Annotated in this window: 16 protein-coding genes; 8 read left to right on the top strand and 8 right to left on the bottom strand. The window is 62.3% G+C overall.

Going from position 1 to position 20,630, the window contains the following annotated elements:
• Nucleotides 1-84: 84 nt before the first annotated feature.
• On the bottom strand, nucleotides 85-726 hold the full coding sequence (lolB, locus tag AWR36_RS05245; protein ID WP_096866617.1) for a lipoprotein insertase outer membrane protein LolB: 642 nt from the start codon (nucleotides 724-726) through the stop codon (nucleotides 85-87).
• A complete protein-coding gene (locus tag AWR36_RS05240) occupies nucleotides 713-2,323 on the bottom strand; it encodes a tetratricopeptide repeat protein (RefSeq protein WP_231745258.1) in 1,611 nt (536 codons plus the stop codon). The genes lolB and AWR36_RS05240 overlap by 14 nt, the downstream gene beginning before the upstream one ends.
• 611 nt (nucleotides 2,324-2,934) lie before the next feature.
• On the opposite strand from AWR36_RS05240, the gene hemA reads away from it, so the two are divergent.
• Genes hemA through AWR36_RS05220 form a run of 4 tightly spaced genes read left to right on the top strand, consistent with a single transcriptional unit; the run spans nucleotide 2,935 to nucleotide 7,168 of the window.
• On the top strand, nucleotides 2,935-4,206 hold the full coding sequence (gene hemA / locus AWR36_RS05235; RefSeq protein WP_067082137.1) for a glutamyl-tRNA reductase: 1,272 nt from the start codon (nucleotides 2,935-2,937) through the stop codon (nucleotides 4,204-4,206).
• A 51-nt stretch (nucleotides 4,207-4,257) separates the two neighbouring features.
• The gene (gene prfA, locus AWR36_RS05230) at nucleotides 4,258-5,343 is read left to right on the top strand and encodes a peptide chain release factor 1 (RefSeq protein ID WP_067082135.1); all 1,086 of its coding nucleotides are present in this window, start codon (nucleotides 4,258-4,260) and stop codon (nucleotides 5,341-5,343) included.
• A gap of 42 nt (nucleotides 5,344-5,385) precedes the next feature.
• Entirely contained in the window at nucleotides 5,386-6,219 is an 834-nt protein-coding gene (prmC, locus tag AWR36_RS05225) for a peptide chain release factor N(5)-glutamine methyltransferase (RefSeq protein ID WP_067082132.1), read from the top strand.
• Nucleotides 6,220-6,265: 46 nt separating this feature from the next.
• Nucleotides 6,266-7,168, top strand: coding sequence for a cation diffusion facilitator family transporter (locus tag AWR36_RS05220; protein ID WP_067082129.1), 903 nt, complete (start codon nucleotides 6,266-6,268; stop codon nucleotides 7,166-7,168).
• A 61-nt stretch (nucleotides 7,169-7,229) separates the two neighbouring features.
• Here the strand turns inward: AWR36_RS05220 and AWR36_RS05215 are convergent, their stop codons facing one another.
• Nucleotides 7,230-8,699, bottom strand: a complete 1,470-nt coding sequence (locus AWR36_RS05215; protein ID WP_082679418.1) for a succinylglutamate desuccinylase/aspartoacylase family protein — start codon at nucleotides 8,697-8,699, stop codon at nucleotides 7,230-7,232.
• 143 nt (nucleotides 8,700-8,842) lie between these two features.
• Nucleotides 8,843-10,216, bottom strand: coding sequence for an MATE family efflux transporter (locus tag AWR36_RS05210; RefSeq protein ID WP_067082126.1), 1,374 nt, complete (start codon nucleotides 10,214-10,216; stop codon nucleotides 8,843-8,845).
• Nucleotides 10,217-10,335: 119 nt separating this feature from the next.
• Here AWR36_RS05210 and AWR36_RS05205 point away from each other — a divergent pair, with 119 nt between their 5' ends.
• The 4 genes from AWR36_RS05205 (at nucleotide 10,336) to AWR36_RS05190 (ending at nucleotide 16,034) form a co-directional block, all read left to right on the top strand.
• Nucleotides 10,336-10,965: an HvfX family Cu-binding RiPP maturation protein gene (locus AWR36_RS05205; protein WP_082679417.1), complete on the top strand. Its 630-nt coding sequence runs from the start codon at nucleotides 10,336-10,338 to the stop codon at nucleotides 10,963-10,965.
• 62 nt (nucleotides 10,966-11,027) lie between these two features.
• On the top strand, nucleotides 11,028-12,602 hold the full coding sequence (gene rhlB, locus AWR36_RS05200) for an ATP-dependent RNA helicase RhlB (RefSeq protein WP_067082122.1): 1,575 nt from the start codon (nucleotides 11,028-11,030) through the stop codon (nucleotides 12,600-12,602).
• Nucleotides 12,603-12,694: 92 nt separating this feature from the next.
• A complete protein-coding gene (locus AWR36_RS05195) occupies nucleotides 12,695-13,843 on the top strand; it encodes a hypothetical protein (RefSeq protein ID WP_141398472.1) in 1,149 nt (382 codons plus the stop codon).
• 181 nt (nucleotides 13,844-14,024) lie between these two features.
• Nucleotides 14,025-16,034: an acyltransferase family protein gene (locus AWR36_RS05190; RefSeq protein ID WP_067104533.1), complete on the top strand. Its 2,010-nt coding sequence runs from the start codon at nucleotides 14,025-14,027 to the stop codon at nucleotides 16,032-16,034.
• Between the two features lie 283 nt (nucleotides 16,035-16,317).
• Here the strand turns inward: AWR36_RS05190 and cysZ are convergent, their stop codons facing one another.
• From cysZ to gatA, 4 genes are all read right to left on the bottom strand, one after another.
• A complete protein-coding gene (cysZ, locus tag AWR36_RS05185) occupies nucleotides 16,318-17,160 on the bottom strand; it encodes a sulfate transporter CysZ (RefSeq protein ID WP_067082114.1) in 843 nt (280 codons plus the stop codon).
• A 33-nt stretch (nucleotides 17,161-17,193) separates the two neighbouring features.
• Nucleotides 17,194-17,493 (bottom strand): PA4642 family protein, encoded by a 300-nt coding sequence (locus AWR36_RS05180; protein WP_067082111.1) that lies wholly within the window; start codon nucleotides 17,491-17,493, stop codon nucleotides 17,194-17,196.
• Nucleotides 17,494-17,696: 203 nt separating this feature from the next.
• Nucleotides 17,697-19,160 (bottom strand): Asp-tRNA(Asn)/Glu-tRNA(Gln) amidotransferase subunit GatB, encoded by a 1,464-nt coding sequence (gene gatB, locus AWR36_RS05175; protein ID WP_067082108.1) that lies wholly within the window; start codon nucleotides 19,158-19,160, stop codon nucleotides 17,697-17,699.
• Nucleotides 19,161-19,171: 11 nt separating this feature from the next.
• The gene (gene gatA / locus AWR36_RS05170; RefSeq protein ID WP_067082105.1) at nucleotides 19,172-20,617 is read right to left on the bottom strand and encodes an Asp-tRNA(Asn)/Glu-tRNA(Gln) amidotransferase subunit GatA; all 1,446 of its coding nucleotides are present in this window, start codon (nucleotides 20,615-20,617) and stop codon (nucleotides 19,172-19,174) included.
• Nucleotides 20,618-20,630: the final 13 nt, after the last annotated feature.

Below are 20,630 nucleotides of genomic sequence, written 5' to 3'. Positions count from 1 at the left end.
GATCGTTTCGCGGGCCGAAAAGGGCCGCCATGATAGCGGCCCGGGGAAATCAGCGCACTTAACCTTTGTGTGCGCAGGGGTGGGTCAGAGCAGCCACTCCTTGATCACCAGGGTTACCTTGACCGGGCCGGCGGCCTGGCGTGTCTCTGCCTTGATGCGGGTAGGAAGCACGTAAGCCCCCACGTTCTGGTAGCCGCTGAAATTGAGTTGCCAGCCGGCCTGCTGGAGGGTTTGCAACAGGCCCTGAGCATCCCGCTGTTCGCCACTGGTTTGCCCCGGGGCGGGCAGGCCCCGCACCCAGTAAAACATTTCCTCCACCGGCAGCGGCCACCCCAGGGTCAGGGCGGTCAGTTGGGACGGGCTGGTGGCGTGAGTGGTGGGGTCATCACCACGCTTGAGGCTGACGCCCGCCGGCGTGCCGCTGATGACCGTGGCACCCGCACCGAGCGGGCCACTCAGGTGGATGCGGTAATTGGGCTCCGACTGTTGCAGCCACGTGAGATTGGCGCTGCCGTTGTCATTGGGGGAGCGTACACCCAGTTTTCCCTTGATGGTCCACTGCTGTAACTGCATCACCGGTTGTTCCGCGGCGACCGGAGGTTGCGGTGTCTGGGTGGCGCAGGCGCTGAGCAGTGCGACCAGGCACAAGAAGGCCAGCCGCATGGTGGGCGGGTTCACTGTCAGGCGGCAATGGGCGCCCTGGAAAATCTCATTAGTCGGATACATGCTGCTCCAGAGGTTTCATGTTTTTCAGTCTGTCCATGGCCGCCGGGATGATCTCGCTGTCGGGATTGATCTCGAGCCCTTGCTGCCAGACCTGCATGGCGCGCTCACGGTTGCCCTGCATCCACAACACTTCGCCCAGGTGGGCGGCGATTTCGTGATCGGGCAGCTTTTCCAGCGCCTGTTCGAGGTAGCGGATCGCTTCAGCGTGGTTGCCGAGACGGTACTGCACCCAGCCCATGCTGTCGATGATGGCGGGGTCGTCTGGCTCCAGCTCTAGCGCACGGGTGATCAATTGCAGTGCTTCCTCGAGGCGGCTGTCGTCGTCGAGTAGCTTGTAGCCCAGCGCGTTCAGCAGCGTGGCGTTATCCGGGTCGCGGGCCAGAAGCTGACGCACGCCTTTTTCGAAAGCCTCGACGTTACCCTGCTGTTCGTGAATCAGGGATTGCACGTAGATCAGGCGGCCGCTGCCAGGGTGCTGCTCCAGAGCCCGGTCCAGCAGAGTCAGAGCATCCGGGGCGCGATCGTACTTCCGCAGCAGGTTGGCCTCGATCACAAAGAAATGCTCGGACTGCTCCGGGTGTCGTTGCCTCAACTCTGCGAACCATTGCTGGTTTTCATTGCTCTTACCGACGGCAGCCAGCAGCTCCGTGCCACGGGTGATGGCCTGCATGTAATCGTTACCCGGTTCCACCTTGCGGTAATGTGCGGCAGCGCGCAGTGGGTCGCGGGCCTGTTCGGCAATGGTGCCCAGGTAAAAGTGCGCCGCGGACTCGTGTTGTCCCAGCGTCAGTAGTTTTTCCAGCAGTGGCTCGGCAGCGGCAAAGTCGTCGCTCTCCATGCGAATCAGCGCTAGCGACAGGATCAGGTTTCCGTCCCCCGGCCGCTGTTCCACCAGCGTGGTGAACTGCTCCTGAGCCTGTTCGAGATCCCTGCTGACCAGCAGTCGCGCGTATTGCAGGCGAATACGGGTCTCCTGTGGATAGGTTGCTACCATCTGCTCCAGCAAAGCCAGGGCCTCGTCCTCCCGCTCCAGGTCAGCCAGCAGGTGAGACTCGAGCAGCGGGGCGTCCAGCATCGTCGGGTGCTGCTCCTTCACGCGCCGCACGATAGCCAGTGCGGCGTCATATTGCTCGGCAGCGCGCAGCATCATCGCGTGGGCCAGCGCCGCCTCGCCATTGTTGGGGTATTTCTCCGCCAGACGGCGAAACTCCGGTGTTATGCGCTCCACCAGTTTCGGGTTCGAAACAGCAGTGGCTGCCAGGGATTGCAGGGGGGCGTCTCCGCCCAGCTCCAGGGCTTTCTCAGCGTGCACCAGCGCTGGATCCAGCTCGCCGGCCAGGGTCAGCTCTGCCGTGGCGGTCAGCTGTGCTTCGGGCTCGTCGGGTTCCAGCTCAGCCCACAGCTGGGCAGAGCGCAATGCTGCGCGGCGGGCATTGAGAAAGCGCGCAATGCGTGTGGCGCGCGCGGCGATGCCGGCATCCCGTGTGCTCTGCGCCTGGTGGTAGTAATTGGCAAGGGCGACATCGAACTGCTCCCGATTGCCAGCCACCTCGGCCACCAGCAGGGTGTAGAGAGTCTCGATCGGAAAGGGCCGCACGGGAGAGGACTCTTCCGGTGGCGTTTGCGGTGCCTCGCTGGCGACCTGAGCCGGCCTTGGTTCACTTTCTGCACCTGGTTTAGCAGCTTGAGGCTGTTCTGTGGCGGGTGGCGCCTCTGGTAGCAGCGCTGACTCGTTATCGGGCTGCTGCTGGGCACAGGACGAGGCAAGCAGGCTGCCGAGCAGGAGCATCGCCGCGCTTGTGAGAGACGGGCCTTGGGGCCTGAGAGCTGGTAGAACTGGTCGCATGGGAGAGTGTCCGTTCGTTATGGTCGCACCTCAATTGGTGACACCTTTCCTGGTGCATTCCCGGTGCGTTCCCGGTGCGTTGCGGTGGCTGGGCCCGCGGGCAGGTTTATGGCTGTGGAGTTTGGCGCTATCACGCCGTTTCTCGCCCGTCTGGTGCCGCCCTTTCATTCTAGACGCGATTTCGCTGCCGCGGCCCGGTGGGGGAGGCCGCAGATGCCAGCCTGCGCTCCAGTAAAAGCGCGCTTCTCCGCGGCACCGCTTGCAAGGGGAGCGGTCCGCCGGGAAAATGCGCCCCCCGGAGCCCCGCATTTGCGCGCCTCCCGGCCTGATTTCTTGACTGCCAGCAATACTGACGGGAGCCTATGCCAATCCTCGCCCTGGGTATCAACCACGACAGTGCACCGATCGAGGTGCGCGAGCGGGTGGCATTTGCCCCGGAGACCATGTCCGGCGCGCTCGGCGATGCGCGCCAGGCACTGCAGTGCCCCGAGCTGGCGATTCTCTCTACCTGTAACCGCACCGAGATCTACGGCGAGGTGACCCGTGAGCGCCTGCTGCGGTGGCTGGCCGAGTACCACCGGGTCCCGCTGGAGCAGCTGACGGCTTGCACCTACAGCTACAGCGGCGAAGAGGCGGTGCGACACATGATGCGGGTTGCCTGCGGCCTGGATTCGCTGGTTTTGGGCGAGCCGCAGATTCTCGGCCAGATCAAGTCCGCCTATTCCGTGGCGCGGGAGTCCGGCGCTGTGGGGAGCCTGTTGCATAGCGTGTTCCAGCAGGTCTTTGCGGTCGCAAAGCGTGTGCGCACCGAGACGGCCATCGGCGAGAACCCGGTCTCTGTGGCCTATGCCGCGGTTTCCCTGGCATCGCGTATTTTCACAGACCTCGGCCAGCAGACTGCCCTGCTGATCGGCGCCGGGGAAACCATAGAGCTGGTGGCGCGCCACTTGCGGGAGCAGGGTGTCACCGGGCTGATCGTGGCCAACCGAACCCTGAACCGCGCCGAGCAGCTGGCGGGGGACTTTGGTGCCGAGCCTATTCTGCTGGCGGATATTCCCGATCATCTGGCGCGGGCCGATATCGTCATCAGTTCCACCGCCAGCCAGCTGCCGATCCTCGGCAAGGGTGCTGTGGAGACGGCTTTGAAGACGCGTCGGCACAGCCCCATGTTTATGGTGGATATCGCTGTGCCGCGGGATATCGAGCCCCAGGTGAACCAGCTGGACGATGTCTACCTGTACACAGTGGACGACCTGCGCGGTGTAATTGACGAGGGGCGCCGCTCGCGGGAGAAGGCCGCGGAGGCCGCGCACGAGATCGTGGAACAGGCGGCCACCGAGTTTATGCGCCAGCACCGTGCGCTCGAGGCGGTGGATACCATCCGCAGCTTCCGTCAGCGCGCGCAGAAAATCGGCGATGCGGAGCTGGCACGCGTCTTACAGCAGCTCGACAAAGGCGGCGACCCACGGCGCTTACTGGAGCAGTTAACCCGCTCGCTGACCAACAAACTGATCCACGCCCCCACTGTCAGTCTCAAACGTGTGACCGCCGAGGGCGACGCCGAGCGGCTGCGCCTGGCGCGGGAAATCGTCGGCCTGGAGCCGGATTCCACTGGCCAGGAATCCGTGGACTGACAACGGCCGGCTGATTGAAGTCGCCGGATCACTACTGAGAAAACGCAACGAATGAAAGAGTCGGTACGCAACAAGCTGGAAAACCTGGTGGATCGCCACGAAGAGGTCTCCGCCCTGCTGGGGGACGCCGAGGTCATCAGCGACCAGGACCAATTCCGCGACCTGTCCCGGGAGTACGCCGAGCTGGAAGAGGTGGTGAAGTGCTACAACCGCTACCGCCAGCTGCAGGAGGATATGAGTGCGGCCCGCGAAATGCTCGACGAGAGTGATGCGGACATGCGCGAGATGGCACAGGAGGAACTCGCCGAGGCGGAGTCCCAGGTGGAGCCGCTGGAAAAGGAGCTGCAGACCCTGCTGCTGCCGAGAGACCCCAATGACCGCAAGAACGTTTTCCTGGAGATCCGCGCCGGCACTGGTGGTGACGAGGCGGCGATCTTCTCCGGCGATCTGTTCCGCATGTATTCCCGCTATGCGGAGCGCCAGGGCTGGCGGGTGGAAATCATCAGCGAGAATCCGGGCGAGCACGGCGGCTACAAGGAAATCATAAGCCGCGTCGCCGGCGAGGACGTCTACGCCAAATTGAAATTTGAGTCCGGAGCCCACCGGGTGCAGCGGGTGCCGGAGACCGAGTCCCAGGGCCGTATTCATACCTCCGCCTGTACCGTGGCGGTGATGCCGGAGCCCGATGAGCGCGAGGCGGTGGATATCAACAAGGCGGACCTGCGCGTGGACACTTACCGCGCCTCTGGTGCAGGCGGTCAGCATGTGAACAAGACCGACTCTGCCGTGCGCCTTACCCATATTCCCACGGGTATCGTGGTGGAGTGCCAGGACGAGCGCTCCCAGCACAAGAACCGGGCCAAGGCCATGGCGCTGCTGCAGGCGCGCCTGTCCAGCGAGCAGGAGGCTGCCGCCGCGAAAGAGATCTCCGACGCGCGCCGCAATCTGGTTGGCAGCGGCGATCGCTCCGAGCGTATCCGTACCTACAACTTTCCCCAGGGCCGCGTCACCGACCACCGCATCGGCCTGACGCTGTACAAGCTGGATGAGATTATGCAGGGCGCTCTCGAGGAAGTGATCGATCCCCTGCGTACTGAACACCAGGCGGATCAGCTGGCGGCCCTGGGCCAGGGCTGAGGTAGCAGTGGACGGCTTACCCCTGCTGCCGGATGAGTGCTGATGGCGACCGTTAAGCAGAACCTTGTCCGTGGGCTGGAACTCCCGGGCAGCGACACGGCCCGCCTCGATCTGGAGGTGCTGCTGGGGCACGTGCTGAAGCGCACGCGCACCTGGCTCTATACCTGGCCCGAATACGAGCTGTCGGCCACCGAGCAGCGACAGTTCGATGACCTGGTCAGGCGTCGCGCCGCCGGTGAGCCGGTGGCCCATCTCACCGGGCTGCGGGAATTCTGGTCGCTGCCGTTAGCGGTGGATGCCTCCACCCTGATTCCACGTCCGGAAACCGAGTTGCTGGTGGAAACCGCGCTGGCCCTGTGTCCGGAAACACCGCAGCAGGTGCTGGATCTCGGCACCGGTACCGGTGCTATCGCCCTGGCACTGGCCTCCGAGCGTCCCGCCTGGCAGCTGCTGGCGGCGGAAAAGTCGCCGCAGGCCCTGGCGCTGGCGGAGCGCAATCGCCACAGCCTCGGCCTCGGCAATGTGCAGCTGATCCAGAGCGACTGGTTTGCCGGGATCCCGCCGCAACCCTTTGACCTGATCGTCAGCAACCCCCCCTATATCGATGCCTCCGACCCGCATCTTGCGGAGGGAGATGTGCGCTTCGAGCCGCGCTCGGCGCTGGTGGCTGAGGGGGAGGGGCTTGCCGACATCAAGGAGATTGCATCCACCGGAATCGAATATCTGGCACCCGGAGGCTGGCTGGTTGTCGAACATGGTTGGCAGCAGGCCGCTGCGGTGCGGGCGGTGTTTGCGGAGGCGGGCCTGGTGTCGATAGAAAGTCGCAACGATTACGGCAATCGGGAGCGACTGACCCTGGGGCGCCGCCAATGTTAAATTGGTACCAGTCCTAGAGTCGGAATCGGGAAATCAGGCAGGGAAGATGCACGAACACACCCACCATCGCCACGGCAGTGGTCACCTGCGCCCCCTGGTCTGGGGGCTCGTCATCACGTTTGCATTCGCTCTGGTTGAGGCCGTCGGCGGCTGGCTCTCGGGTTCTCTCGCGCTCATGGGCGATGCCGGCCACATGGCCACCGATGCGCTGGCGCTTGCCCTGGGTGCGGTGGCGGCACTGCTGGCACAGAAGCCGGCGGACCGGGAGCTTTCCTTTGGCTGGGGACGCGCCGAGGTACTGGCGGCCGTGGTCAATGCCCTGTTTATGCTGCTGATCATCATTGCCATTGGTGTCGCTGCCATCGACCGGCTGCGGGCACCGCAACCGGTCCAGGGCGGAGTCGTGATGGTGATCGCGGCTATCGGCCTGGTGGTGAACCTGGCGGTGGCGTGGGTGCTCCACCGCGGTGAACAAACCCTCAATATCCGCGGCGCCCTGTTGCATGTGATGGGGGATCTGCTGGGGTCAGTGGCAGCGCTGATGGCCGGTGCGGTCATTTATTTTACCGGCTGGACACCGATCGATCCGATCCTGTCTTTGCTGATCTGTGGCCTGATCCTTCTCTCCAGCCTGCGCCTGCTGAGGGATTCCATCGATGTGTTGATGGAGCGGGTGCCCCGGGAGTTGAGCCTGCCGGTGGTTGGACAAACGCTGGCCGCTGTCAACGGTGTTCGCTCGGTGCACGATCTGCATATCTGGCGCCTGGACTCGAGCACCATTTCCCTTTCCGCGCATATCGTGGTGGATGACCTGCAGGCCTGGCCGGGTGTGCTGGATCGATTGCGCCAGACCCTGATCCAGCGCTTTGATATCGACCATATCACCCTGCAGCCCGAACCGCTGCAGGATCGCAAGGTGGAGATCGTCGACCGCATTTCAAATCCCTGAGCCGCGCTGCCTTTTCTGATCAGTTGATCCGGCGACGCTAATCGCGTGCTGCTATTTACCCCTACTTGTCCTCGCTGTCCGGATCGGCCGGCTCTGGCTCCGGCTCGTCACCGGCATCGGCGGGCATGGCGCCGCCGGGGGGAGTATCGACCGCGGGTTCGTCCCCCGCAGGCTCACCATCCTCTGTGACCACATCCGCCGGTTGCTCATTGCCGGCAGTGGCTTGATCCTCCTGATCCTTGCCGGCTACAGGCGTCTCTGCGGTGACTTCCTCCGGCGCACTGATCTGTTCCTGCGGGGCCTGGATACCAATGTGGTAGGCGGCGAAACCCGGTTGCACCACCTGGTTCAGCGCCATGCCCAGAATGCGCCCGTTGTGTTCCGAGCGGATTTCCTTGCGCACGTTGGTGATCGGGTTGGTTACCGTGCCGAGCAGGTCGCCCCTGCGCACAAACTGGCCCAGCTTCACCTTGCTGAAAATGATGCCGCCGGTGGTGGCTCGCTGCCAGGTGGAGTTGTAGTAGACCGGCTCCGGCTCGCCCCAGAGACGGAACTTGCTCACCATATCCAGCTGGTTCAGCAGGGTGCGGATGCCCTTCACGCTGTGGCTGACAGATACCTCGTCCAGCACCATTGGCGCACCGGCTTCCAGGGTTACCGTCGGGATGCCGGCGTTGACCGCCGCCCGACGCAGGGTGCCCTTGGCACCATCACTGTGCAGGACCACGGTGGAGCCGAAGCCCTTGGTGAGTTTGACCACCTTCGGGTTGGTCAGGTCGCCACGAAGCTGTGGCAGGTTGGTGCGATAGAAAGAGCCGGTGTGCAGGTCGACCACCGCATTGCAGTGGGAGATGACCTCGTGGAAAAACGAGTGCGCGATCCGGGAGGCGGAGGATCCGTTGGGATCCCCGGGGAAATGGCGGTTCAGATCCCGCCGGTCCGTCAGATAGCGAGAGCCGCGGTGGAAGCCCTGCAGGTTCACGATCGGCACACCAATGACGGCCCCCTTGAGGGTGTCGGGATCCAGGTTGTACAGCACCCGGCGCACGGTCTCGATACCGTTGAGCTCGTCTCCATGGACGGCGGCAGTCAGGCACAGGGTCGGGCCCGGTTCGGCACCGTTGACGACCAGCACCGCGGTGGAGCTGTAGACACCCTCGAAATGCTGGCTGGGCGACCAGGCGAGGCGTGTCGAGGTGGCCGGAGGAACTTCGGCTCCCAGCAGGCGCAGGGGTTTGGCCCTCGCGGCCTCAGCCGGGGGCGTCTCCTGATCGGTTTCCCCGGTTTTTTCAGTCTCCACGGAAGCCGCGGATTCTTCCTTATTGGTCCCCGCAGGCGCTACAGGCTGGTCCAGGGGGATGCTCTCCGCCTTTTCCAGTGTTTGGGCCTGTGGCACCTCGGTCTCCGTCTCGATGCTACCTTCGGGATCGTCGGCCTCTTCAGTACTCCAGCCGGGCAGGGCTGCCAGCATCAGGGTGGCGGCGACGATCTGGGCGAGGGTTTTGGGACTCGTGCGCAAGCGCAATTGCATTGAGTGACTCCGGTTCGTTGTTGCTCTGGCGGCACAGTGGTGGGTGCGGCCCGCGGGCGTTGTTTTACACACCAGTTGACGGTTGGAGCGCGAGTATAGCGAAAGCGTTCCCCAATCCGCTGACAGTCTGCAAAAACTGTGGCTCAGTGTGGCGCGGAAACTGCCCGGGCGGAGACGATGGCGCGGCTGCTGGTGTGCTTGAGGCGCAGTCCCAGCAGGACACAGGCGACCCCAAGGCCGATACAGATACCGGTCCAGTACCCATAAACGCCCCAGAGATTCTCTCCCAGCCAGTAGGCACTGGTGAGCCCCACCAGCCAGTAGGAGAAGATCTGCATATACATGGGCACCCGTGTGTCCTTGTACCCTCGCAGGGCCCCCCAGGCCATCGCCTGGGCGACATCCACCAGCTGGAAAGCGGCGCACAGCAACAGCAGGTTGGTGGCGACGGCGATGATGTCCGCATTGCTGGTGTAGGCCATCACGAACGGGTAGCGCAGCGCGATCAGGAGCACCCCGGTGGCCGCCGCGTAGACGAGGCCGCTGCCTACCCCTACGACACTGGCAAACCGGGCCCGCCTGGGACGCTGCTGGCCCAGTAGTTGGGCGGTGCGGATGCTGAGGGCCTGTGCCAGAGCCAGTGCCACCAGATAAAAGATGGTGCCGACATTCATGCCGATCTGGTGCGCGGCCACAATGGTGGCCCCATAGGGGGCCAGCAGGATGGCCAGGCTGGCGAAGAATGTGACCTCGCTGCCGGCACCGATGCAAATGGGCAGGCCCACCGCCAGCAGGTGGCGCTGGGTCGGCCAGTCCGGACGGGGTGGCAACAGGCTCAGCTTGAGGCTGCGGTAGGCCGGGTCGCGCCCCGCATGCCAGAACAGGGCTCCGGCCAGGGCCCAGCTCACCAGGCTGGTCGCCCAGCCGCAGCCGGCACCACCCATGGCCGGAATCGGCCCTGCGCCAAACACCAGAATGATATCCAGCGGGATATTCAGCACCGCCGCCGCCAGGTAGATACGCATGACCGGGCGCACCTGCCCCATACCCTCGCAGTAGCCGCGCAGCGCGGTACCGAGGGCAAAGGGCAGGGTGCCGGTGGCCAGCGCCAGCAGGTAGTGCTCCATGACCCGACGCACCGGCTCCTCGGTGTCGATCCACTGGCCCCACCAGGGCACTGCCAGCAGCAGGGCGATTACTGCGATTCCGCCGAACAGTGCGATCCACTGTGCCTGTTGCAGTTGCCTGGCGCAGCCCTGCTCATCCCGGGCGCCGCGCAGGTGCGCGACCAGCGGCGAGACCGCGGCCAGCAGGCCGATCAGGATAACGGCACAGACGGCCCAGATGCTGGAGCCCAGTGCGAGTCCTGCCAGATCCACCTCGCCGGCACGACCGGCTACCAAGGTATCGGTGACCCCCATGCTGACGACCGCCAGGTTGCTGACCACAAGTGGCCCGCCCAGATGCGCCAGGTGACGCAATTCGGTGGTAGCAGCGCGGGGGTAGATCCTGAACATGGTGTGGCGCCGAGGGCTATCTTTCCCTGATTGCTGGGTGTGAGTGGTGTAATAGAGCGGCCAAAACGCCGACTAATGCACCTGATGGCGCATATGGAAACCGAAAAGAGGGCTGAATTATGGATAAGGGGCCGCGTGGCATCAACGCATTTTACCGGGGCTTCTCGCGAGCCGTGGAGGGTATAGATTGGCTGGGCCCTCTGGCATTGCGGATATTCCTCGCTCCCATCCTGATCCTGGCTGGCCTCAACAAGCTGGGTAATATCGGTGACGTGGCGGCCTGGTTTGGTAACCCGGACTGGGGGCTGGGCCTGCCGGCCCCCTACCTGATGGCCTGGCTTGCCGCGCTGACGGAGTTCGTCGGCGGTATTGCCCTGCTGATAGGGCTTGGGGTACGGCTGGTGGCCATTCCGCTGATGTTTGTCATGGCCGTGGCTGCGGGTACTGCGCACTGGGAGTACGGCTGGCATGCGCTGCCCGAACAGACCCTGACCATGCCGTGGGAATGGCGGGGGGACCTGATCGAGGAGGCGGTGGTGCGGAAAGAGAAAGCGACCGAGCTATTGAAGGCGCACGGTAACTACAGCTGGCTCACCGAGGCCGGCAGCTTCACGATCCTGAAAAACGGTATCGAGTTTGCCGCCACCTATTTTGTGATGCTGCTGGCACTGCTGTGTTCGGGAGGCGGGCGCTGGGTCAGCCTGGATTACTGGCTGCGGCGGGCCACTGGCGGTCATGGTGGTAATTAAGTAGTCAAGCCCTATAGATGATATACTCGCCGATTATTTGATCGTTTAAGCGAGTATTACTCTTGATAGGAAAGTTGTTTCGCCGTTCATCATCGGCGTCAGACAAGCGCAAGACCACCGAGTCCGAGCCAGAAAGCGAAGGTCGCGCAGAGCGGCGCGGCCGGTCCGGAGGTGACAGCAACCGTTCCGGTAAAGGCGCCAGCAAGGGCGTCAAAGCCGGGCACGAGCGGCGCAAGTCCGGTCGGGAGTCAAATGCCGCCGATGCCGACAAGGCTTCCTCTGCAACTGGTGAATCGCGCCAGCGCCGCCGCAGTGGTCAGGGGCGCAAGCGGCAGGAGCGAGAGGCGAAGCCCTGGTCCCTGGCGGATTTCCAGGTACCGGAGCAAGAGGGCAAGGTGCGCTTTCACGACCTGGGTCTACCCGATGAGCTGATGCATGCGATTCAGGACCTGGGCTTCCAGTATGCCTCCCCCATCCAGGGGCAGTCTCTGCCGCATACGCTCAACGGTCACGACCTGGTGGGCAAGGCCCAGACCGGTACCGGCAAGACCGCGGCATTCCTGATCACCATCATCGACGACCTGCTGAAGAATCCTCTGGAGGGCGAGCGCTATGCCGGTGAGGCCCGCTCGCTGGTGATCGCGCCGACTCGTGAGCTGGTCATGCAGATCGCAGACGACGCCAAGGCGCTCTGCAAACACACCGATCTGGAAATCCATACCCTGGTTGGCGGCATGGACTATGCCAAACAGCAGCGCAAGCTGAATGAAAGGCTGGTGGATATCCTGGTGGCCACACCGGGGCGCCTGCTGGACTTTGCCGGTAACCGCGATTGCTACCTGGACCAGGTCGAGATCCTGGTGATTGATGAAGCGGATCGCATGCTGGACATGGGCTTCATTCCCCAGGTGCGCCGCATCGTGCGTCAGACCCCCCGCAAGAGCCATCGCCAGACCATGTTCTTCTCCGCAACTTTCACCCCTGAGGTGGACACGCTGGTCGAGCAGTGGACCGACGAGCCGGTGATCGTCGAGATTGAGCCGGAACGGGTTGCGACAGATTCTGTCGAGCAGCATGTCTACCTGGCTGCAAGCGAGGAGAAATACACGCTGCTTTACAACATTCTGCAGAGTGACGAGGTAGACAGCCTGATCGTATTCGCCAACCGGCGCGATCAGTGCCGTCGACTGCACGAGAACCTGCAGGCGCATGGCATTGCTGCCGGCCTGCTGTCCGGGGAGATCGCTCAGAACAAGCGTGTGCGCACGCTGGAGGACTTCAAGTCCGGCAAAACCAAGGTGCTGGTGGCCACTGATGTGGCGGGCCGTGGTATCCATATCGACGGTATCAGCCACGTGGTGAACTTCACCCTGCCGGAGGAGCCCGAGGATTACGTGCACCGCATTGGCCGTACCGGCCGCGCAGGCAAGACCGGAACCTCAATCAGTTTTGCCTGTGAAGATGATGCCATGCGCCTGGAACCCATCGAGGCACTCCTGGGTCAGAAGCTGAAGTGCGAACAGCCCCCGGAAACGCTGCTGGTGCAGCCACCCAAGGTCCACGTCAAACGCAGTGATGGCGGCCGCGGTGGTCGTCGTACTGGCGGTGGTGGTGGCGGCCGACGGCCGCGCCGCTGACGAAAAGCGCGGGCTGTGCCCGCGTTTTAAAATAGCTGGCCGGGTATCATGGACAGATAGCCTGCCCCTGATAACGACCTGCTTTTGCTTCCATGCGGACTCTCTACCTGCACATCGGTTTCCACAAGACTGGCTCTACGTCGTTGCAGCTTGCGCTGACCCGTGGTCGGGAGCAGCTGCTGGCTGAGGGATATGAATTTGTCGCGCTGGGGAAGAAAGGTAACTCCTCAGGGGCGATCGACGTCGGCAAGCATGACGGCCGGGTCTGCTATTCCCTGAACGAGCGCTTTGACCAGTTACTCAGCTCCAGCAAAGCTGAGCACGTCATCGTTTCCGCTGAGCATTTTTCTTTTTTTCATACCCCGGAGGAGATTGGCCAAGTCCAGCGGCTGTGCGAGCGTTACTTCGACCGCACTGTCGTGGTCGTCTACCTGCGCCGACAGGATCGTCAGGCAGTATCGTTCAAGCAGCAGGCTGCGCGGGGCTGTGAAAGGGATCGAAGCTCGTCGAGCAAGCTGCTCGGTCATGATGGTGGCGCTTTCCCTCAGCTGACCGAGTGTGTCAGGGCTTACTATGACTACAGTGCCAAGCTTCATCTCTGGGCGGAACGCTTCGGAAAAGATGCGTTGCGGGTTCGACGATTCCAGGCTTCGGATCTCGAGGGTGGAGATATCGTCACCGACTTTGTCGCTCTGTTAGGCACTGGCGTTGAGCTGGAACCATGCCGTGTCAACGAATGTGTCTCACGCAAGGAATTCGTGCTCAGCCATCGGCTGATCGAGCTGGGCCTGGACCCCCGCCAGCTCAAAAAGCTCAAGCCGCGAATGCAGCGCGACGAAACCCGGCTGAAACCAGCCCGGAATTCCGCTGAGGCTTTCTATCGCCAGTTTGAGTCCAGCAACCGTGATCTGGATCAGCACTTTCTCCCGCATGCCTCAGGCCTCGCTTTCAGCGATGACTTCGACGGTTATCCCGAGGTGGGAAATGATCGGTTGCTGGTAGAGGACGTCGCGGATTGGACAGTGGATTTGCTCGAGACCGGTTTGCGAAAGCCGCTGGAACTGCGGGATGCGCTGTTGCTGGAACCGCTGCAAGCGCTCTGTGACGAAGCGGGGGTCGAGACAGAGCGGGGGCGAGAGTTGCTGTCGCTGAGGCAGTGTCTCGAGCCCACCGCGGCCGTTGAGCCTGAACCGAACAGGTGGTGGGAGCGACTGCGCGGCCGCAAGCGCAATGGGCGCTGAGTTTCGCGCAAACAGCGGGAAGCTTGAACGGGTTGATCTGTTTTTGATGCGTGGTGACTTGGAGTGGCCACCGCGAAATTGTAAAAGCGCGACCCTGACGGTCGAGTCGCACCAGCCGGGTGCGCCAGGGATGGACATGTTTCCACTCTTTTTTTGAATAGTTTGTCTCTGGTTTTCGATTGTGAGTAGATTTGGATACCGTCGCGATATTGACGGTTTGCGCGCTGTTGCGGTTCTGCCCGTTCTCTTTGCCCATGCGGGGCTGCCTGGATTTTCCGGTGGCTTCGTCGGCGTCGATGTGTTTTTTGTTATCTCTGGCTTCCTGATTACTGGAATTTTGCTGCGGGAGATCGGCGAGGGACGCTTTTCACTGGCAAACTTCTATGAGCGCCGGGCGCGAAGAATCCTGCCGGCTCTTTTTGCCGTCCTGCTGGTGTCGCTTATCACCGGTTGGTTTGTGCTGCCGCCCGAGCCTTTCAAGGAACTGGCACAGTCAGTTCTGGCGACGGTGTTCTTCGTATCGAATTTCTGGTTCTGGCAAAGCACGGAGGATTATTTCGGCACTGATGCCGAGTGGCAACCGCTCCTGCATACCTGGTCCCTGTCTGTCGAAGAGCAGTTTTATCTCGGTTTCCCGCTATTGTTGTGCTGGCTGGTCGCTCGTGGACGGCGTTCGGTTTTGCTGGGTGTCGTCAGCGTCTGTGTGCTTTCGCTGGGGCTGTCAGTCTGGGCCACCAAGGCGCAGCCATTTGCCAACTATTTCCTTACGCCCAGCAGGGTGTGGGAGCTGGGCCTGGGGGCGCTGATTGCGCTGGGGGCGTTGCCACCGGCGCGCAGACAGTGGCAGGCAGAGCTGGCGGCTGGATTGGGTCTCGCCATGATCTTCGCCAGTGTATTTTTCTACGATGCCCGGACGCCGTTTCCCGGTCTGGCCGCTTTGTTACCCTGTGGCGGTGCCGCCGCTCTGATCTGGGCCGGCGGGCAGGGCCAGACGGCGACTGGACGGCTGCTGTCCTGGTGGCCTCTTGTGGCGGTGGGCCTCATCTCCTATTCGCTCTACCTGTGGCACTGGCCGGTGCTGGTGCTGATGCGCCTGCTGCACGGCAGTACCGAGCTTCCCATGGAGCTGGTCGCACAGGCCATCTTTCTTTCCCTGCTGTTGGGCTGGGCGAGCTGGCGGTTTGTGGAAGCCCCATTCCGCCACCCGTTGCCTGCTGGATTATCGCGGCGCGCCCTGATCCGCACATGCGGCGGGCTGGCTACAGTCATTGTGGCTGTTGCGCTGGTAATCAATGTGGCAAAGGGCGTGCCGAGTCGGCTGCCGGCGGAACTTTTCGCGACCTATCGTGATGCCATCGAGCGCACGCCGGAGCAGCGCCGCTGTATGGGGCGGACTCCTGAAGAAGGGCTTTGTGAATTTGGCCCTGCCAGTAATGAGGCTGGCGACGCGGACTATCTCCTCTGGGGCGATTCCCACGCTGGCGCTTTCCTGCCGGGCTACCAGCGCTGGCTGGCCGAAAACGGTCATCGTGGCATCGCTGCCGTGAAGTCTGCCTGTGCGCCGCTGCTGGGAGTGGTCCGGGTGGAGATGGGGCCTGCCCATGGCTGCGATGGTTTCAATGCGCAGGTATTGGAGATGCTGGAAAGCAGAGAGGATATCGGCACGGTTATTCTGGTGGCTCGTTGGGCGCTGGTAGTGGAGGGTGAGCGCTCACCTGGTGAAGGCGGTCCGCCGGCGATTATGGGGCTGGCGGGCACTCAGTCAGCGGCTGCGGAAACGGATGCTGGGGAGTCTGTAACAAACAATGCGGAGTTGGTTTCCCGCGGCCTGGCTGAGACCGTGGCCAGGGTTCGCGCGACAGGACGAGAGGTGCTGATCGTAGACAGTATTCCCGAGATTGCTTTCTCCGTGCCAATGGCCATTGTCAGCGCCGACTTCGTAGGCGCTCAGTTGCAGGCAGCCCCGACCCTGGAAGACGTGCGGGCGCGAAATCAGCGCACCAACGCTATCTTCGATGCCCTGGTTGAGGAATTCGGGGTGCAGCGGGAGAGCCTGGTGCCTGACCTGTGCCATCCCCGTTGCCAGATTCAGGCGGATGGGAGGCCCCTTTACCGTGACGACGATCACCTAAGCACCTTTGGCTCGGAGCAGCTGGTGCCGGAACTTCTCGACCGGCTACCTTCGGGTTAGTCGAGCCACGCTACTTGCGTGATGTGGAGCTGGCTGAAGAATTGAGTTAAGGAAGTCGCAGAGCAGGCCTGCCATAGCTGGCTGACAAACCCGGACTGTATTTTTCGATGGCTGGGGCGGTAACGCACCAGGGCGGGCATTTCGAAACGCTGTGAATACTTCCCTGTACGCTCTGTCGGCGACGTCCCTGTCGCCGACGGCTCGAAATGCCCGCCCTGGCACCTTACCTTCGATTCTGGATTTGGTGCTTTGTCAGTGCGAAGTGGGGCAGGGCCGCGGCTGCTTATCCCTGCGAATCCTGCTCCAGCGCCTTGTCAGTACCGGGATCTCCCTCTATGCGCAGGCGCTCGACCCACAAAACTGTACCGCCGGCGACGGCTGCCGGCATGACGAAGATATTCAGTATCGGGACCATTTTTGCCAGCATTACAGCGCCGCCGAATCCCAGCGACGTGAACTTGCGGCGACGCAGGACGCTCTTCAGTTCGTCAAACGGGCGCTGGTGGTTATCCAGGGGATAGTCCACATACTGAATCGCCATGCACCAGGCGCCCCAGAGTCCGCCGAGCACCGCCGGGATAAAGACCGTCCAGCTGGTGAGTATGGCGATAACAAAGATCACGATCCCCCAGCCGATAAAATACATCAGCTTGCGCAGCTCCCGGCCCACTGTCCGCCAGACCATGGCTGCCAGTGGCTCCGCGGGTGGCGCGCGACCGGTGAGCAGTTCCTCCACTTTCTCGGCCAGAAAGCCGTTGAACGGTGCTGCGATGATGTTGGTGATAATCCCGAACGCGTAACCGTACACAAACAGAAATAGCAGCACTACGGCGATGGCAATCAGCCATGCCAGCCACTGGAACGCCTCGGCGGCCCAGGCAGCACTTTTGGCCATGAAAGCCCGCCACCAGGACATCTCTTCGGTATTCACCGGCGTGTGTGATAGCAGGCTGCCCAGGTAGTCCGCCAGCCCACCGATCTGGGAGAACATCAGGACTGTCAGCGCAATAAACAGCACCAGGTTGATCAGCAGCGGCACGATAATAAAGGGGCGAAGTTCCCGGCGTGTCAGTAACCTTGCACCGCGAACCAGGGCGTCGAGGCCGTGAGACGGATTGGATGTCATGGACTGGCTCCCCAAGCGTAAATGACTGGCGGATTACACCTCTGCGCCGGCGCTGCGAAGCACTTCAGCGTAATCGTTGCTCTGGCGGTGTTCGGCTATGCGGGCCAGGAAAGTCTGCCCCTCCGCATTGCGAGCATTGATGTCGCCCCCGTGTGCCAGGAACAGCTGTATGAAGGTGGCAAAGTTTTCCGACTTCATGCCCCGATAGGCGCGCTCCAGCAAATAATAATCCCGGTTCCGGCCTTCCGGTGCCTCGCCGACCAGAAATCCGGCGATGCGCTCATCGTCGAAGACTTCGCCGAGGACTTTTTGTTTGTCTTTTTTCAGGCTCACGGGTTAATTCCTTTTGTTGATCTGATAGGACGCTGGCCATGCTACCTGGCAAGAGCCACAGGGCGTCAATGTTGTACGAAATAAATGTGATTGAGCGGAAAGTGGGTGGCTACTCTCCTTGAGAGCGCCAACCCCGCACTTGGCTGCCAGCGAAGGTAGTGGTGGCCACCCGCTGGCAGGTTTCGGTGCCGCGCTAATTGCTTTTACAGTAGTGCGTCCAGCTTCTCTTTCAGGATTTTGTTGATCACCTGTGGGTTTGCCTGACCTTTGGACGCCTTCATGATCTGGCCGACAAAGTAGCCCATCATTTTCGGTCGCTTGGCCTCATCGGCACTGCGATAGTTCTCCACCTGGGCGGCACTGTTGGCGATCACGTCGTCCACCATTTTCTCAATGGCGCCGGTGTCGGAAACCTGCTTCAAGCCGCGCTTTTCGATCACTGCATCCGCATCGCCCTCGCCATTGGCCATGGCTTCAAACACCTGCTTGGCGATCTTGCTGGAGATGGTGTTGTCGACGATGCGCTCGATCAGCCCCGCCAGCTGCTCTGCACTGATCGGTGACTGCGCGATGGCGATTTCCTCGCGATTCAGCAGTGCGGCGAGCTCGCCCATCATCCAGTTGGCCACCAGTTTGGGCTGGCCGCAGTGCTGTGTGGCAGCTTCAAAAAACTCTGCCACGGCCCGCTCCTGGGTCAGCTGGTCGGCATCATAGGCGGACAAACCATATTCGCTGGCAAAGCGGGTGCTCTTGGCGTCCGGCAATTCCGGCAGCTGCTGGCGGATCGTATCGACGTACTCATCGGTCAACTCTACCGGCAGCAGGTCCGGGCAGGGGAAGTAGCGGTAGTCATTGGCCACCTCCTTGCTGCGCATGGAGCGGGTTTCGTTTTTGTCCGCGTCGTAGAGCCGGGTTTCCTGCACCACTCGGCCGCCATCCTCGATCAGGTCAATCTGGCGCTGGGCCTCTACCTTGATGGCGCGCTCGACGAAGCGGAAGGAATTGATGTTTTTCAGTTCGGTGCGGGTTCCAAGCTTCTCCTCACCCTTGAGGCGCACGGAGACGTTGGCGTCGCAGCGCATGGAGCCCTGGGACATGTCACCATCGGAAATGCCCAGGTAGGTGACGATGCTGTGAATCTTCCTGAGGTAGGCCACCGCTTCGGCGGCACTGCGCATGTCGGGCTCGGAGACGATTTCGATCAGCGGTGTGCCGGCGCGGTTCAGGTCAATACCCGACATACCGTGGCCTTCGCTGAAAACAGCATCATGCAGAGATTTGCCTGCGTCTTCCTCGAGGTGCGCATGGTGCAGGCGTACGCTTTTGCTGCTGCCATCCTCCAGGTGAATCTCGATCTCACCGGCACCGACAATCGGCTCTGCCAGCTGGGTGGTCTGGTAGCCTTTCGGCAGGTCCGGGTAGAAATAATTTTTGCGTTCGAAGACCGAGCGTTTGCCGATCTCCGCATTCATGGCCAGGCCGAACATGACGGCGTAACGGAATGCTTCTTCATTCGGCACTGGCAGAGTACCCGGCATGGCCAGATCGATGGCGCAGGCCTGGGTGTTGGGGGCGGCACCGAAGCGGGTGCTGGCACCGGAGAATAATTTCGACTGGGTGGAGAGCTGGACGTGAACTTCCAGCCCGATAACGATTTCCCATTCCATGTGATCGCCTCCTAGACTGCGCTGGCTTTGTGCCAGTCGGTGGCCTGCTGGTACTGGTGCGCAACGTTGAGCATGCGCGCCTCGTCGAGATAGTTGCCGATGATCTGCAGGCCCACCGGCAGGCCATCCACGGTGCCGCAGGGCAGCGACATTGCCGGCAGGCCGGCCAGGTTGACGGCGATGGTGTAAATGTCTTCAAGATACATGCTGACCGGATCCGCCCGCTTTTCTCCCAGCTTGAAAGCAGGGGAGGGTGCTGTCGGCCCCATGATGACGTCCACTTGCTCGAAAGCTTTGACGAAGTCCTGCTTGATCAGGCGACGCACCTGCTGGGCCTTGTTGTAGTAGGCATCGTAATAGCCCGCGGAAAGGGCGTAAGTGCCGACAAGGATGCGGCGCTGAACCTCTTCCCCGAAACCCTCACCCCGCGAACGCATGTAGAGGTCGCGCAGGTCGGCCGGGTTTTCACAGCGGTGTCCGTAACGCACGCCATCGAAGCGGGACAGATTGGCCGAGGCCTCTGCCGGGGCGATGACATAATACGCTGGCACTGCCAGTTGGGTATGGGGCAGGCTGATCTCCACCAGCTCCGCGCCCAGCTTTTCATACTCGCGCAGCGCTTCCTGCACGCGCTCATCGGTGTCGCTGTTCAAACCCTCGGCCAGATATTCCCTCGGTACGCCGATGCGCAGGCCTTGAATGGACTGGTCGAGGTCCCGGGTGAAGTCATCGCTCGGGCGCTGCAGGTTGGTGGAATCCCGGGGGTCGCTATCGGCCATCACCGACAGCATCAGCGCTGCATCCTCCGCTGAACGGGCAATGGGGCCGCCCTGGTCCAGGCTGGAGGCGAAGGCAATCATGCCCCAGCGGGACACGCGCCCGTAAGTGGGTTTGATACCGGTGGTATTGGTCAGCGCGGCGGGCTGGCGAATTGAACCGCCGGTGTCTGTGGCGGTTGCGCCTGGGCACAGCTGGGCGGCCACGGCGGCTGCCGAGCCGCCCGAAGAACCGCCGGGCACACGGTTGGTATCCCAGGGATTCTTCACCGGGCCGTAGAAGCTGGTCTCATTGGACGAGCCCATGGCGAACTCGTCCATATTCGTCTTGCCCAGGCTCACTGCGCCGGCACGCTCGAAGCTCTCCACTACCGCCGCGTCATAGGGGGGGACAAAATTGTCCAGCATGCGGGAGCCGCAGCTGGTGCGAACGCCGCTGGTGCAAAAGATGTCCTTGTGAGCGATGGGCACGCCGCACATTGCGGGTGCATCGCCAGCAGCAAGCCGCTCGTCTGCAGCCGCTGCCTGCTGCAGCGCCTCATCGGCGGTAACGGTGATAAAGCTGTTGTAGCGCTCGTCCTGTTGCTGAATGCGCTCCAGCAGGTGGCGAGTGATCTCGGTACTGGAGAACTGGCGTTCGCGCAGCCCTTTGATAATGTCGGCAATGGTTAGCTGGTGCATGAACTTCCCGGGT

This window comes from Microbulbifer flavimaris (assembly GCF_001641755.2).
Lineage (GTDB): Bacteria > Pseudomonadota > Gammaproteobacteria > Pseudomonadales > Cellvibrionaceae > Microbulbifer > Microbulbifer flavimaris.
The sequence above is the reverse complement of the archived record's forward strand: the minus strand, read 5'-3'. Positions and strand labels throughout refer to the sequence as shown.